The following is a 13,914-nucleotide window of genomic DNA, read 5'->3' on the forward strand; positions in this document are numbered from 1 at the left end:
GCAGAGCTTCAATATCTAACCATAAATGAAAAACCTACTATACATTCTTTTGCTATTTCCAGTAATCTGCTGGGCACAAGACTCTACAGCAACCTATACTAAAAGAGTATTAGAAACCACCGAAGTAGAATTCCTGACGAGCTACTACTCACAAGAAGGGAAAAACGCGGCCGTTACTGGTGGTCGTGGAACAGAAGAGTTAACAGATTTTACACCTACCATTGTAGTTTCTATTCCATTAAATGATAGTGATGTATTAACTATTGATGCGGGGATTTCTGCATACACTTCTGCCTCTTCTAGTAATGTGGGTCCCTTTGATGGCGCTCAACCAGCAGATCCTTTTGTGGCTTCTAGTGGTGCTTCTGGCAGTGACACTTGGGCAAATATCAATGGTAGTTACAGCCACTCTAGTCCAGACAGAAATCGCATTTGGGGTGCCCACGTTTCTCTTGCTACAGAATACGACTACACCTCGGTAGGTATTGGCGGAAACTACACGTACCTATTTAATGAAAAAAACACAGAAGTTAGTCTTTCTGGAAATGTCTACTTAGACCAGTGGAAGATTATCTATCCTGAAGAAATACGTTTTGAATTAGAAAACGAAACTGACTTTGATACCTTAGATGGCTTTGCAGATGGTGCTCGTAATTCTTATTCTGTTGGATTTGGATTTTCTCAGATTTTAAGTAAGAAGGCACAGTTTTCTTTATCGCTAGATTTGATACAGCAGAAAGGCTTATTGTCCACGCCTTTTCATCGTATCTACTTTGCAGACCGGCCTATTTTTATGGCAGAAAATTTTCCTATTGCACACGATATTGAGCGATTACCCGATACTCGTTTTAAGGTGGCTATAGGAGGCCGTTTTAATTACTACCTAAGTGAGACCTTTGTTTTAAGAAGTTACTATAGATATTACTCAGATGACTTTGGGATTACATCAAACACAGCATCCTTAGAAATCCCAATAAAAATAGGAGGCCGTTTTACCTTATACCCAGGCTATCGTTATTATCAGCAATCTGCTTCAGCATATTTTAACGGCTATGCAGAAGCATTATCTACAGACGAATTCTACACCAGTGACTTTGATCTTTCTGAGTTTAATGCAAACCAATTTAGCGTAGGCATTAATTACACAGATATTTTTACGGGGCTTAAAGTATTTGATTTTGGATTAAAATCTATAGACCTCAAAGTAAGTACCTATGAAAGAAACACGGGACTCAACTACTTCTTGATTTCTGGTGGGGTAAAGTTTGTAATGGATTAGGAGAAAAAATCACAAAAAAATAAGAGATAACTTCCCTGAGCAATAGACTCAAAATGAAATTATACACAAGACCTATTCCATTTGAATAAAGACCACGTGTTTATTGTACTATACCTATGCTAGGCGCCGCATAAGATTGTACAGAGAATTCACCCCCTTCCTTTAATGATACTTATCGGGATCAATTTTATCACTTATTAATCTCTAATTAAAGGCAGTGTGCTGCACCTCAATAAACCTTCCTGTTTAGAGATTTCAAAATAAGGCACTTCTTCTACCGTAAAACCTTGTGCTCTTAACCACGTGTTCAAACGAGTAAAGTTTTTTTCTGAAATTATAACATCTTCACTAATGCTAAAGATGTTGCTATTCATATGATACATTTCTTGCTTATCAATCTGAAAACAATTTGCTACACCGAAATGATTTATCAACCATTCATACTCCTCTTTATCAAGAAACCCATTCTCGTGAATGATGCATTTTCCTTTCCCTATAGGCTGAAAACAGCAATCTAAATGCAATGCATTATCTTCTGCAACAGTGTTGCTCTTTCGCAAATTAAAAGACTTCACTTTTTTATTGGGGAAGGTCTCTTGTAAAAAATCTACAGCAGCTCGATTCGTGCGCGCCGTAATGTAATCTGCATAATCATCACCCCTGTACGTACCTACAAAAATATAATCGCCGTGAGGCATTACATCTCCTCCTTCTATATGCGCCTCCTCAGGAAATTGTATTCTGTTCTCTTCTGGCACTTGTGACCAAACGTGCTTTATTGCAGTAAACTCTTGTTCTCTGTCTGGTAAAATATTGGCTTTAAAAAACTTATCTTCAATTACAAACCCAATGTCCCTAGAGAATATCTGGTTGTAATCTATAATATCTGAAGGACGGTAGACTGTCACATCATACTTTTCAAAAATTGAGCAAACCGCAGCGATTTCCACTACCATATCTGATACTTTAGGATACGTACCTGCTTTTATATGCAATGCAGATTTTGGATCATACGTATCTTCTAATGTAGGTGCAGGTCCATTTGTTTTTGCAGTACCAAGCACAACGGCTCTCAAGCGCGAAAACTCGTTATTAACGTGAAGTTTAATCATAGCTAGCAAATATAAATGTTTCCTTTAAATTTAACTTCGGAAATGTGATCGTCTTGACACTTTATTAATCGATTAATATTTCGGTATAAAAAAAAACACCTCACAATGGAGGTGTTTAATAATTAGTTTACGTGAATATCAAGAATTCTTATCTTTTTGAAACATCTTTAAAAGACCTTTGCGTCTCTCCAATGTAAACTTGTCTGGGACGACCGATAGGCTCCTTACGCAAACGCATTTCTTTCCATTGTGCGATCCATCCTGGAAGTCTTCCTAGGGCAAACATAGGTGTGAACATTTCTACAGGAATACCTAAGGCTCTATATATAATCCCTGAATAGAAATCTACATTAGGATATAACTTTCTGTCTACAAAGTATGGATCTTCTAAGGCTTCTTTCTCAAGTCCTTTAGCGATGTCTAGAATAGGATCTTCAATTCCTAATCTCTCTAAAACATCATCTGCTGCCACCTTAATAATTTTTGCTCTTGGATCAAAGTTTTTGTACACACGATGTCCAAACCCACTTAATCTAAACGGATCATTTTTGTCTTTGGCTTTTGCCATGTATTTCTTTGTGTCACCACCATCTTCTTTAATCGCCTCAAGCATTTCAATTACCGCTTGGTTTGCACCCCCGTGAAGTGGGCCCCATAACGCGTTAATCCCTGCAGATATACTCACGAATAAACCAGCATGTGATGACCCAACCATACGTACCGTAGAAGTAGAACAGTTTTGCTCGTGGTCTGCGTGTAATATTAATAGTTTGTCAATCGCCGAGATTACTTTAGGATCTACCTCATAAGAACTGTTAGGCTTATTGAACATCATTTTATGAAAATTCTCTACATAGCCTAAAGTATCATCACCATAATCTAATGGCAGGCCTGCCCTCTTTCTGTGTGCCCAGGCAGTTAAAACAGGAAATTTACCCATCACCTTAACAATTGCCTGATACATCTCTTCTTCACTATCTACATTTACTGAAGTAGGATTAAAAGCAACCAAAGCAGAAGTTAAAGATGATAAAACTCCCATAGGATGGGCAGCTTTTGGAAAACCATCTAATATTTTCTTAACATCATCATCTACGTGTGATTCTGCTTTTATATCTGCGTGAAATTTTTCGTGTTGCTCTTTTGTTGGTAATTCACCAAAAATCAAAAGGTATGCTACCTCTAAGAAATCTGCCTTATCAGCGAGCTCTTCAATAGAATAGCCTCTATATCTTAACACACCCTCTTCTCCATTTAAAAATGTAATAGCACTCTCGCAAGAGCCTGTATTTTTATATCCTGGATCAATAGTAGTTATTCCACCAGTAACACCTCTCAGCGTTTTTATATCTATTGCAGTTTCATTTTCCGTACCAGTAATTAAAGGAAATTCGTACTTTTTTCCATCAATCTCTAAAGTGGCCATTTTTGACATATATTCTTTTCTTTTTTTGTTTAATTCCCGAATAAACGGAACCGACAAGGTACAAAATATTGAACCATTTATAAAAACCTAAGGCCCTTATGTTTGGTTAAATAATTGCTAAATTTTTTAATCCTTCAGCCAGTAAAGTATGCTAGTCGTCTCTTAGGTATACATAAAAAAAGCGACCTCTACGAGATCGCCTGCACTTTAACTGCACGGGGCATTTATATCTTAAACGCCTTACTGCCAGGAAAATATGCCACATCTGCTAATTGCTCTTCAATACGCAACAACTGATTATACTTTGCCATACGATCACTACGAGACGCAGAACCTGTTTTTATCTGACCACAGTTTAAAGCAACTGCAAGATCTGCAATTGTATTATCTTCTGTCTCTCCACTTCTATGTGACATCACCGATGTATACCCTGCATTATGCGCCATATTTACAGCTGCAATCGTTTCGCTCAAGGTTCCTATTTGGTTTACTTTAATTAAGATAGAATTTGCAATGTTTTCTGAAATACCACGAGACAAACGCTCTACATTAGTCACAAAAAGGTCATCACCTACAAGTTGAACTTTATCACCAACAATATCGGTGAGATATTTCCATCCCTCCCAATCATTCTCATCCATCCCGTCCTCCACAGAAATGATAGGATAGTCTGCACATAATTGCGCTAAATAATCTGCCTGCTCTTTACTCGTTCTAATTTTTCCTGAAGCGCCTTCGAACTTAGAATAATCATACTTCCCATCCACGTAAAACTCTGCCGCTGCGCAATCAAGGGCGATCATTATTTGATCCCCGAACGTATATCCAGCATTCTCCACTGCTTTCTTAATTGTATCCAATGCGTCTTCTGTTCCATCCAGCGTTGGCGCAAAACCACCTTCATCACCAACTGCGGTACTTAAACCCCTATCGTGCAACACCTTTTTTAAATGATGGAAAATTTCAGATCCCATTTGCATTGCCTCTGTAAAAGTTGCTGCCTTTACTGGTATCACCATAAATTCTTGAAAGGCGATAGGCGCGTCACTGTGCGAGCCACCGTTGATAATATTCATCATGGGCACGGGCAGTGTTTTTGCACTCACTCCTCCTATGTAGCGATACAACGGCATCCCTAATTCATTTGCTGCAGCTTTAGCTACCGCTAGTGAAACTCCAAGAATTGCATTAGCACCTAGCTTCGCTTTGTTTTTAGTTCCATCAAGATCAAGCATGATCTGGTCAATCTCCTCTTGTTCAAAAACTGACACACCGAGTAAGGTACCCGCTATCTTACCATTAACATTCTCAACGGCTTTTAGCACTCCTTTACCCATATAAGCATCACCACCATCTCTCAACTCTACGGCTTCGTGCTCCCCTGTAGATGCGCCGGAAGGCACAGCCGCTCGACCTAGAAAACCTTGTTCTGTGATAACATCAACCTCAATGGTTGGGTTACCTCTACTATCAAAAATCTGCCTTGCATGGATATCTATTATAATGCTCATTTAATTATTTTTTTTCTATTGCTTTGCAACAATTGTTTCTCTTTTAATTTTCTATTGTCGAACTACTCTTCAAGTATTAAAATTTCTGAAATTTACTTATTTAGAATTCTTGATGTTTGTAATAAAATCATCAAAAAGATAACTAGCGTCGTGTGGCCCAGGACTTGCTTCTGGATGGTACTGTACAGAAAATACCGGCTTGCTCTTCATTCGAATCCCAGCAGCCGTCTGATCATTTAAATGCACGTGAGTTATCTCAACATCTGCATGTGCTTCTGCTTCTTCTTTATTAATTGCAAAACCATGATTTTGTGATGTAATTTCACCTTTCCCTGTCATAAGATTCATAATCGGGTGATTAATACCCCTATGACCGTGGTGCATTTTATAGGTAGAAATTCCATTTGCCAAAGCCAAAACTTGGTGCCCTAGACAAATACCAAATAAAGGTTTCCCAGTTTCTAATATCTCTTTAGTTGTTGCGATTGCTTGGGTAAGTGGCTCTGGATCTCCAGGACCATTAGACAAAAAATAACCGTCTGGCTCAAAAGATTGCATTTCAGTAAAAGAGGTATTGTATGGAAATACTTTCACATAGCAATCACGCTTCGCAAGGTTGCGCAAGATGTTCTTCTTGATCCCAATATCTAATGCTGAAATTTTATAACTCGCATTTTCGTCACCATAGAAATAAGGTTCTTTAGTAGAAACTTTGCTCGCCAATTCCAGTCCATTCATATCTGGAATGTCTGCCAATTGCTTTTTCAACACCTCCAGATTATCTACATCTGTAGTAATCACAGCGTTCATAGCGCCATTATCTCTTATGTAGCTTACGAGTGCTCTCGTATCCACATCGCTAATAGCTAATAAATTATTCTGTGAAAGAAAGTCTTCCAAGGTACCGTCACTATCGGGTCTTGACGCTTGATAGCTAAAATTACGACAAATGAGGCCTGCAATTTTTACGCCATCAGACTCTACTTCTTCATCGTTCACTCCGTAGTTCCCTATGTGGGCATTGGTGGTCACCATTAATTGACCAAAATAAGAAGGGTCGGTAAAAATCTCTTGATATCCGGTCATTCCAGTATTAAAACAAACCTCTCCAAAGGCAGAACCTTCTTTACTTCCTACTGCTTTCCCATAAAATATGGTGCCATCTACAAGGAGAATTAATGCGTTTTTTCTTGCTTGATATTTCATCTTTATAAAATATTTGAGAATTTGGAGAACTTAAGGCTCGATTGAAAATCTTTCATTCTATTGAAAATTGTTATGGAGCATTTTATAGCTTATATAAGCTGGACAAAAATAATCTAATTGCTCGTTTTATTATAATAGTGTTTTTAGAACTTCTTAACAGTCTATAAAAAAAGGGATAAACATTAATTGTTTATCCCTTTTAAAATTTTATAAATGATATCGCATTTATTCTTCTTCTTTACTGGCTTTAGCAGATTCTGCGACAGCTACTGGTTTTGCATCGGCACCTCCACGACGACTACGACGTGTAGTTTTCGTTTTCTTAGATTTTCCTGGGTTGTAAATCTCGTTGTAATCTACTAATTCGATCATCGCCATATCAGCGTTATCTCCTAGACGATTTCCTAACTTAATAATCCGAGTATAACCACCTGGACGATCCCCTATCTTAACAGCTACATCTCTAAAAAGCTCCGCTACTACTTCTTTTTGGCGTAAACGTGCCATAACGATACGACGATTATGAGTTGTGTCTACCTTAGACTTTGTAATCATAGGTTCTACAAAAGACTTAAGCGCTTTTGCCTTAGCAACAGTCGTATTAATTCTTTTGTGCTCTATCAATGAACAAGCCATGTTAGCTAGCATTGATTTTCTGTGCGCAGTTTTTCTACTTAAGTGGTTTACTTTTTTTCCGTGTCTCATGACATTTTGTTTATCATCTTGCTACCAAATCCGACGATGCGGAGAGCAAAATATGATTATTAATTATTTTATATTACTAGTCTTTATCTAACTTGTACTTAGAAAGGTCCATTCCGAAGTTCAATCCCTTTACATTAACGAGCTCTTCTAGTTCCGTAAGAGATTTCTTTCCGAAATTTCTAAACTTCATTAAATCGTTCTTATTAAAAGAAACCAAATCTCCAAGTGTATCTACTTCTGCAGCTTTAAGACAGTTAAGCGCACGAACACTAAGGTCCATATCTACTAACTTAGTCTTAAGCAACTGACGCATGTGTAATGACTCTTCGTCATATGTTTCAGTTTGAGCAATCTCATCTGCCTCAAGGGTGATGCGCTCGTCACTAAATAACATAAAGTGATGTATTAAAGTCTTAGCTGCCTCAGTTAAAGCATCTTTAGGATTGATAGAGCCGTCTGTAATGATTTCAAAAACCAATTTTTCGTAATCTGTTTTCTGCTCTACACGGAAATTCTCAATACTATACTTTACGTTTTTAATAGGAGTAAAAATAGAATCTGTAAAGATGGTACCAAGTGGCGCATTTGCCTTCTTGTTTTCTTCAGCAGGAACATATCCTCTACCTTTTTCGATAGTAATCTCCATATTAAGATTCACTTTAGAATCCATATTACAGATTACATGATCCGGGTTAAGCACTTGAAATCCAGAAATAAACTTCTGAAAATCTCCTGCAACTATCTTATCATTACCAGAAACAGATATGGTCACTGTCTCGTTGTCAATCTCATCTATTTGTCTTTTAAAACGAACTTGCTTTAAATTTAAGATGATTTCTGTTACATCTTCTACTACACCAGCGATCGTTGAGAACTCATGATCTACACCTTCGATACGCAAAGAGGTGATCGCAAATCCTTCAAGAGAAGAAAGTAGTACTCTTCTAAGTGCATTACCCACAGTCAATCCATAACCTGGTTCTAAGGGACGAAATTCGAATTTCCCCTCAAAATCAGTTGAGTTAATCATGATTACTTTATCTGGTTTTTGAAAACTAAATACTGCCATTTTTTCTTCGTTTTAATTGTTATTTAGTTGCGCGATTTAACAGTTTGAAGAACACCATAAATCCTTTGGCCAAATACCAATATGATTATTTTATTACTTAGAATATAATTCGACAATAAACTGCTCGTTTATGTTTTCTGGAATCTGTAAACGCTGAGGTACAGAAACAAATGTTCCTTGCTTAGTCTCAGTATTCCATGTGATCCACTCATATACGTTACTAGAATTTGCCAATGAATTTTGAATCGCTTCAAGAGATTTAGACTTCTCTCTTACTGCAACTACATCACCTGCTTTTAATTGGTAGGAAGGGATGTTTACTTTTTCTCCATTCACAGTGATGTGACGGTGAGAAACTAGTTGTCTTGCCGCTGGACGGCTAGATGCAATACCCATACGGTATACTACATTATCAAGTCTAGACTCACAAAGCTGTAACAATACCTGTCCTGTGATTCCAGGTGCAGCTGTTGACTTCTTGAATAAGTTTCTAAACTGCTTTTCAAGGATACCATAAGTATACTTTGCTTTCTGCTTTTCAGCTAGCTGGATTGCATATTCAGATTTTTTACCACGACGACGGTTATTACCGTGTTGCCCTGGAGGGTAATTTCTTTTTTCGAAGGATTTGTCTTCTCCGAAGATCGCTTCACCGAATTTACGGGCGATTTTAGTTTTTGGACCAGTATATCTTGCCATTTCTAATTGTTTGTGAGGGAAAAACTAAATTAAGGTCTTTGTGTGGTGACAAAACAAGTTTTGTCCTTACATCCTCTAGTTTTTTTCAACTCTCGATTGATATTTATTAAGTACTACTAAAGATGCCCGGAAGCATCTTATATATTTTCTCTATTAGAGCCCGCAAAGGTACTAATAAAAAATAGAAATGATTCGCCCGAAGGCGAATCAAATATTTTATTTAAACTCTACGTCTTTTTGCTGGACGACACCCGTTATGTGGCATTGGAGTAACATCGATAATTTCTGTAACCTCAATTCCCATATTATGGATAGCACGGATAGCAGATTCTCTACCATTCCCTGGTCCTTTTACGTATACTTTACACTTGCGCATACCTGCCTCGTGTGCCACTTTCGCACAGTCCTCAGATGCTAGTTGAGCAGCATAAGGAGTATTCTTCTTTGATCCTCTAAAGCCCATTTTACCGGCAGATGACCAAGAGATTACATCTCCTGCTTTGTTAGTCAACGAAACAATAATATTATTGAATGACGCTGTAATGTGCGCTGCACCTACAGACTCCACATTAACTTTACGTTTTTTTGTGCTTTTAGCTTTTGGATTTGCCTTTGCCATATCTAATTATTATTTAGTTGCCTTTTTCTTGTTAGCAACAGTTTTACGTTTTCCTTTTCTTGTTCTAGAATTATTCTTAGTACGTTGTCCCCTAAGAGGAAGACCTACTCTGTGACGAATACCTCTGTAACATCCTATGTCCATTAAACGTTTAATGTTTAATTGAACTTCGCTACGTAGTTCACCTTCAATTTTGAAAGACCCAACCGCGTCACGAATAGCACCGATTTCTTCATCGTTCCATTCGTTTACTTTTTTGTCTTCGCTAACTCCAGCCTTTTCCAATATTTCTTGAGAACGGCTTAAACCGATTCCGAAGATATACGTTAACGCGATTACACCCCTTTTTTGCTTTGGGATATCAACACCTGCGATTCTTGCCATAACTTATCCTTGTCTTTGTTTGAACCTAGGGTTCTTTTTGTTAATTACATATAATCTGCCTTTCCTGCGTACAATCTTGCAGTCGACACTTCTTTTCTTAACTGATGCTCTAACTTTCATTTTAGTATCTGTATGTTATTCGAGCCTTAGTCAAATCGTAAGGACTCATTTCTAATTTTACTTTATCTCCTGGTAATAATTTTATATAGTGCATTCTCATTTTTCCTGAGATATGCGCCGTAACTATATGTCCGTTTTCTAACTCGACTCTAAACATTGCATTACTTAATGCTTCTACAATGCTACCATCTTGTTCTATTGCCGGTTGTTTTGCCATTCTGAAATTTTATTATTATTATTAATACGATATTGCAATTGGCAATAGTCATACCAACATTTCAAATATAGTTATTTAGTTAGGCAACAGCTTTTCTATTCTTTCCAGTTTTCATTAATCCATCATAGTGACGGTTTAATAAATAAGAGTTGATCTGTTGCATTGTATCTATTGCTACACCCACCATAATTAATAGTGACGTCCCACCGTAGAATAATGCCCAACCTTGCTGAAGACCCATAAGCTTCACAACTATTGCAGGAAAAATTGCAAGTAGCGCAAGGAATATAGAACCCGGTAAGGTAATTTGTGACATAATTCTATCTAACAACTCTGCCGTGTCTGTTCCAGGCTTAATCCCAGGAATAAAACCACCGCTTCGTTTAAGATCATCTGCCATTTTATTAGTTGGTACTGTAATCGCAGTATAGAAATATGTAAACACAATAATCAATATTGCAAAGGTCACATTATACCACAATCCAAATATATCACTATAAGTAGCCTGTATCGAAGTTGCCCATTCAGAGTCAGATAAACTAGCTACTGCAGATGGAACAAACATGATTGCTTGCGCAAAGATAATAGGCATTACCCCAGAAGCATTAAGCTTTAATGGAATAAACTGTCTTGCACCAAAAATGTTACGCTCATACTCCCCTGTAGCCGTTCTTCTTGCATACTGGACCGGTATCTTTCTAACCGCTAGCACTAGCATTACACAGGCTAAAATAATTACAAACCAGATTACCAGTTCAATTAGAACCATAATCAAACCACCGTTAGATTCAAATACTCTAGAAGCAAATTCTTGAACAAATGATTGTGGTAATGTTGCAATAATACCTACCATAATTAAGATAGAAATACCGTTTCCGATTCCTTTATCCGTAATCTTCTCTCCTAACCACATTGCAAAGATAGTACCTGTTACAAGGATTAATGTTGAAGTTACCATAAACCATAACGGCTTACCTAGGATAAACGCGTCTGCTGGAACACCCAATGCCTCAAGACCTAAAAGGTAACTTGGAGCCTGTATCAAACAAATACCTATAGTTAACCATCGAGTAATTTGATTAATTTTCTTTCTTCCACTCTCACCTTCTTTTTGTAATTTTTGAAGGTAAGGAACAGCAATTTGCATTAACTGTACAACAATAGAAGCAGAAATGTATGGCATAATTCCCAATGCAAAAACAGAAGCATTTGCGAATGCACCTCCCGTAAAAGCATTTAACAAACTTCCTAATCCACCGCCATCAAAGTTGCTGGCAAAACCACCTAACTTAGAAGCATCAATACCTGGAAGTGTTACCTGCGCACCAAATCGATACACTAATAATAGACCAAGCGTTAAGATAATACGGTTACGTAGTTCCTCTATTTTCCAAACGTTTTTTATGTTTTCAATAAATTTCATTGGTCTCTTTTAAATTACAAAGTTACTACTTCACCACCTGCAGCCTCAATCGCACTCTTAGCTGTAGCAGTAAATTTGTGAGCGGTTACCTTAAGTTTTGCTTTCAATTCTCCTCTTCCTAAGATCTTCACCATTTCATTCTTGCCGGCAAGACCCATTTCAACTAAAGCGTCAAAATCTAAAGTTCCATTGATTTTTTTCTCGTCAACAAGCTGTTGAAGCGTGTCTAAGTTTACACCTTGATATTCCTTACGGTTTATGTTAGTGAAACCAAACTTAGGTACACGTCTTTGAAGTGGCATTTGCCCACCTTCAAAACCTAATTTCTTAGAATAACCAGAACGGGACTTCGCCCCATTGTGACCACGTGTTGCAGTTCCGCCTTTACCAGAACCTTGTCCACGACCTATTCGTTTCCCTTGGGTTTTAACTGCACCTTTTGCAGGTCTTAAGCTATGTAATTCCATTTTTGAATATCTTATTTAGTTTCAAAAGAAACTAAGTGTGAAACTTTGTTTACCATACCAAGTATACTTGGTGTGCTTTCATGCTCTACAGTCTGTCCTATTTTTTTTAGGCCTAGCGCTTCGAGCGTTCTCTTTTGGGTCTTAGTGCGGTTAATTGCACTTTTCACCTTTGTTACTTTAATCTTTGCCATATTAATTGTCTGCCTAAACAGAAAGTTTTAATTGGTTATTATCCTTTGTATAATTTCTCTATCGAAATACCTCTTTGCTTTGCAACAGTATGAGCACTTCTCATTTGTAATAAAGCATCAAAAGTAGCTTTCACCACGTTATGTGGGTTAGACGATCCTTGAGACTTAGATAATACATCATGAATACCTACTGCTTCTAATACCGCACGTACCGCTCCACCAGCAATAACTCCTGTACCAGGCGCTGCTGGTAAAAGATTCACTCTAGCTCCACCATACTTACCTTTTTGCTCGTGTGGCAATGTCGCTTTGTTCAATGGAATACGAACTAAGTTTTTCTTAGCGTCTTCTATTGCTTTAGCGATAGCACTAGCAACATCTTTAGACTTTCCAAGACCTTGTCCTACTACACCCTTTTCATCCCCTACAACTACAATAGCTGAAAATCCGAAAGCTCTACCACCTTTTGTCACCTTAGTAACACGTTGTACACCTACCAGACGATCTTTAAGATCTAATCCTCCTGGCTTTACTAATTCTACGTTTTTATAATCTTGATACATACTACTTAGAATTTTAGGCCACCTTCGCGTGCACCTTCTGCTAATGATTTAACTCTTCCGTGATATAAGTAACCGCCTCTGTCGAAAGACACAGTATCCACTCCAGCCTTGATAGCCTTCTCTGCAACTGCCTTACCTACTATTTTTGCTATTTCAACCTTGTTACCAGTTGCTTTCACATCCTTGTCTCTTGATGACGCTGCGGTAATTGTTTTACCACTTACATCGTCTATCAATTGAGCATAAATTTCTTTATTACTTCTGAAAACTGCCAAACGTGGGCGTTGCTCTGTTCCTGAAACCGTCTTACGTATTCTGAAACGTAATCGCTGTCTTCTATCTGTTTTTGATAATGCCATAACGCTATTGTTTATGCAGATTTACCTGCTTTTCTTCTTAATACTTCACCTACGAACTTCACACCTTTACCTTTGTAAGGTTCTGGTCTACGGAAGCCACGGATCTTAGCCGCAACCTGTCCTACCAGTTGTTTGTCGTGAGATGATAATTTTATGATTGGATTTTTTCCTTTTTCCGAAATAGTCTCCACTTTAACTTCTTGTGCAATCTCTAGTACAATGTTATGAGAAAAACCTAAAGCCAATTCTAAACGTTGACCTTGATTACTCGCTCTATAACCTACACCTACAAGCTCTAAAGATTTTGACCATCCTTCAGAAACACCAGCACACATATTGTTTACCAATGCTCTATAAAGACCATGCTTCGCTCTGTGATCTTTATGATCTGATGAACGTTCTACTATCACTTCTTCTCCCTCAACTTTTACAGTTACATCACTGAATTCTTGAGTTAACTCTCCTAACTTTCCTTTAACTGTAATTACGTTGTCTTTTACAACAACTGTAACTCCACTAGGAATCGATACCGGGTTTTTACCTATTCTTGACATTTCTTCTTGT

Annotated in this window: 18 protein-coding genes; 1 reads left to right on the forward strand and 17 read right to left on the reverse strand. The window is 37.7% G+C overall.

Translation table 11 applies throughout. From position 1 onward, the window contains the following. Positions 1-25: 25 nt before the first annotated feature. Entirely contained in the window at positions 26-1,279 is a 1,254-nt protein-coding gene (locus ABXT71_RS00600; protein WP_415371868.1) for a DUF3570 domain-containing protein, read from the forward strand. Positions 1,280-1,476: 197 nt separating this feature from the next. Here ABXT71_RS00600 and ABXT71_RS00605 read toward each other — a convergent pair whose 3' ends face one another. From ABXT71_RS00605 to rplF, 17 genes are all read right to left on the reverse strand, one after another. Then, positions 1,477-2,391 carry a dimethylarginine dimethylaminohydrolase family protein gene (locus tag ABXT71_RS00605; protein WP_415371869.1) on the reverse strand — a complete coding sequence of 305 codons (915 nt, stop codon included), beginning with the start codon at positions 2,389-2,391 and terminating at the stop codon, positions 1,477-1,479. Positions 2,392-2,539: 148 nt separating this feature from the next. Continuing rightward, positions 2,540-3,826 carry a citrate synthase gene (locus ABXT71_RS00610; protein ID WP_415371870.1) on the reverse strand — a complete coding sequence of 429 codons (1,287 nt, stop codon included), beginning with the start codon at positions 3,824-3,826 and terminating at the stop codon, positions 2,540-2,542. A gap of 215 nt (positions 3,827-4,041) precedes the next feature. Next, positions 4,042-5,328, reverse strand: a complete 1,287-nt coding sequence (gene eno, locus ABXT71_RS00615; protein ID WP_415371871.1) for a phosphopyruvate hydratase — start codon at positions 5,326-5,328, stop codon at positions 4,042-4,044. Positions 5,329-5,424: 96 nt separating this feature from the next. Then, the gene (carA, locus tag ABXT71_RS00620) at positions 5,425-6,534 is read right to left on the reverse strand and encodes a glutamine-hydrolyzing carbamoyl-phosphate synthase small subunit (protein WP_415371872.1); all 1,110 of its coding nucleotides are present in this window, start codon (positions 6,532-6,534) and stop codon (positions 5,425-5,427) included. Between the two features lie 225 nt (positions 6,535-6,759). After that, positions 6,760-7,239, reverse strand: coding sequence for a 50S ribosomal protein L17 (gene rplQ / locus ABXT71_RS00625; protein WP_415371873.1), 480 nt, complete (start codon positions 7,237-7,239; stop codon positions 6,760-6,762). A 76-nt stretch (positions 7,240-7,315) separates the two neighbouring features. Continuing rightward, entirely contained in the window at positions 7,316-8,308 is a 993-nt protein-coding gene (locus ABXT71_RS00630) for a DNA-directed RNA polymerase subunit alpha (RefSeq protein WP_415371874.1), read from the reverse strand. Between the two features lie 93 nt (positions 8,309-8,401). Beyond that, on the reverse strand, positions 8,402-9,007 hold the full coding sequence (rpsD, locus tag ABXT71_RS00635) for a 30S ribosomal protein S4 (protein ID WP_415371875.1): 606 nt from the start codon (positions 9,005-9,007) through the stop codon (positions 8,402-8,404). Positions 9,008-9,227: 220 nt separating this feature from the next. Further along, entirely contained in the window at positions 9,228-9,626 is a 399-nt protein-coding gene (rpsK, locus tag ABXT71_RS00640; protein ID WP_415371876.1) for a 30S ribosomal protein S11, read from the reverse strand. Positions 9,627-9,635: 9 nt separating this feature from the next. Next, entirely contained in the window at positions 9,636-10,010 is a 375-nt protein-coding gene (gene rpsM, locus ABXT71_RS00645) for a 30S ribosomal protein S13 (RefSeq protein ID WP_415371877.1), read from the reverse strand. A 3-nt stretch (positions 10,011-10,013) separates the two neighbouring features. After that, positions 10,014-10,130, reverse strand: a complete 117-nt coding sequence (gene ykgO, locus ABXT71_RS00650) for a type B 50S ribosomal protein L36 (RefSeq protein ID WP_076732133.1) — start codon at positions 10,128-10,130, stop codon at positions 10,014-10,016. Position 10,131: 1 nt separating this feature from the next. Further along, positions 10,132-10,347 carry a translation initiation factor IF-1 gene (gene infA, locus ABXT71_RS00655; protein WP_068589225.1) on the reverse strand — a complete coding sequence of 72 codons (216 nt, stop codon included), beginning with the start codon at positions 10,345-10,347 and terminating at the stop codon, positions 10,132-10,134. 79 nt (positions 10,348-10,426) lie between these two features. After that, on the reverse strand, positions 10,427-11,770 hold the full coding sequence (secY, locus tag ABXT71_RS00660; RefSeq protein ID WP_415371878.1) for a preprotein translocase subunit SecY: 1,344 nt from the start codon (positions 11,768-11,770) through the stop codon (positions 10,427-10,429). Between the two features lie 14 nt (positions 11,771-11,784). Continuing rightward, positions 11,785-12,237, reverse strand: coding sequence for a 50S ribosomal protein L15 (gene rplO, locus ABXT71_RS00665; RefSeq protein ID WP_415371879.1), 453 nt, complete (start codon positions 12,235-12,237; stop codon positions 11,785-11,787). Between the two features lie 11 nt (positions 12,238-12,248). After that, positions 12,249-12,428, reverse strand: coding sequence for a 50S ribosomal protein L30 (gene rpmD, locus ABXT71_RS00670; protein ID WP_415371880.1), 180 nt, complete (start codon positions 12,426-12,428; stop codon positions 12,249-12,251). A 38-nt stretch (positions 12,429-12,466) separates the two neighbouring features. Beyond that, positions 12,467-12,991 carry a 30S ribosomal protein S5 gene (gene rpsE, locus ABXT71_RS00675; RefSeq protein ID WP_415371881.1) on the reverse strand — a complete coding sequence of 175 codons (525 nt, stop codon included), beginning with the start codon at positions 12,989-12,991 and terminating at the stop codon, positions 12,467-12,469. Between the two features lie 5 nt (positions 12,992-12,996). Continuing rightward, the gene (rplR, locus tag ABXT71_RS00680) at positions 12,997-13,350 is read right to left on the reverse strand and encodes a 50S ribosomal protein L18 (protein WP_415371882.1); all 354 of its coding nucleotides are present in this window, start codon (positions 13,348-13,350) and stop codon (positions 12,997-12,999) included. A gap of 11 nt (positions 13,351-13,361) precedes the next feature. After that, the gene (rplF, locus tag ABXT71_RS00685) at positions 13,362-13,904 is read right to left on the reverse strand and encodes a 50S ribosomal protein L6 (RefSeq protein ID WP_415371883.1); all 543 of its coding nucleotides are present in this window, start codon (positions 13,902-13,904) and stop codon (positions 13,362-13,364) included. Between the last annotated feature and the right edge of the window lie 10 nt (positions 13,905-13,914).

This window comes from Patiriisocius sp. Uisw_047 (assembly GCF_047730165.1).
Lineage (GTDB): Bacteria > Bacteroidota > Bacteroidia > Flavobacteriales > Flavobacteriaceae > Patiriisocius.

What these genes read in the sequence shown, in the direction of transcription:
- carA (WP_415371872.1), bottom strand. Translation starts at nt 6,534, where the DNA reads ATGAAATATCAAGCAAGAAAAAACGCATTAATTCTCCTTGTAGATGGC.
- rplO (WP_415371879.1), bottom strand. Translation starts at nt 12,237, where the DNA reads ATGGAATTACATAGCTTAAGACCTGCAAAAGGTGCAGTTAAAACCCAA.
- rpmD (WP_415371880.1), bottom strand. Translation starts at nt 12,428, where the DNA reads ATGGCAAAGATTAAAGTAACAAAGGTGAAAAGTGCAATTAACCGCACT.
- rpsE (WP_415371881.1), bottom strand. Translation starts at nt 12,991, where the DNA reads ATGTATCAAGATTATAAAAACGTAGAATTAGTAAAGCCAGGAGGATTA.
- rplF (WP_415371883.1), bottom strand. Translation starts at nt 13,904, where the DNA reads ATGTCAAGAATAGGTAAAAACCCGGTATCGATTCCTAGTGGAGTTACA.
- ABXT71_RS00610 (WP_415371870.1), bottom strand. Translation starts at nt 3,826, where the DNA reads ATGTCAAAAATGGCCACTTTAGAGATTGATGGAAAAAAGTACGAATTT.
- rpsK (WP_415371876.1), bottom strand. Translation starts at nt 9,626, where the DNA reads ATGGCAAAGGCAAATCCAAAAGCTAAAAGCACAAAAAAACGTAAAGTT.
- ABXT71_RS00605 (WP_415371869.1), bottom strand. Translation starts at nt 2,391, where the DNA reads ATGATTAAACTTCACGTTAATAACGAGTTTTCGCGCTTGAGAGCCGTT.
- rpsM (WP_415371877.1), bottom strand. Translation starts at nt 10,010, where the DNA reads ATGGCAAGAATCGCAGGTGTTGATATCCCAAAGCAAAAAAGGGGTGTA.
- secY (WP_415371878.1), bottom strand. Translation starts at nt 11,770, where the DNA reads ATGAAATTTATTGAAAACATAAAAAACGTTTGGAAAATAGAGGAACTA.
- rpsD (WP_415371875.1), bottom strand. Translation starts at nt 9,007, where the DNA reads ATGGCAAGATATACTGGTCCAAAAACTAAAATCGCCCGTAAATTCGGT.
- ABXT71_RS00600 (WP_415371868.1), top strand. Translation starts at nt 26, where the DNA reads ATGAAAAACCTACTATACATTCTTTTGCTATTTCCAGTAATCTGCTGG.
- ykgO (WP_076732133.1), bottom strand. Translation starts at nt 10,130, where the DNA reads ATGAAAGTTAGAGCATCAGTTAAGAAAAGAAGTGTCGACTGCAAGATT.
- rplQ (WP_415371873.1), bottom strand. Translation starts at nt 7,239, where the DNA reads ATGAGACACGGAAAAAAAGTAAACCACTTAAGTAGAAAAACTGCGCAC.
- eno (WP_415371871.1), bottom strand. Translation starts at nt 5,328, where the DNA reads ATGAGCATTATAATAGATATCCATGCAAGGCAGATTTTTGATAGTAGA.
- infA (WP_068589225.1), bottom strand. Translation starts at nt 10,347, where the DNA reads ATGGCAAAACAACCGGCAATAGAACAAGATGGTAGCATTGTAGAAGCA.
- rplR (WP_415371882.1), bottom strand. Translation starts at nt 13,350, where the DNA reads ATGGCATTATCAAAAACAGATAGAAGACAGCGATTACGTTTCAGAATA.
- ABXT71_RS00630 (WP_415371874.1), bottom strand. Translation starts at nt 8,308, where the DNA reads ATGGCAGTATTTAGTTTTCAAAAACCAGATAAAGTAATCATGATTAAC.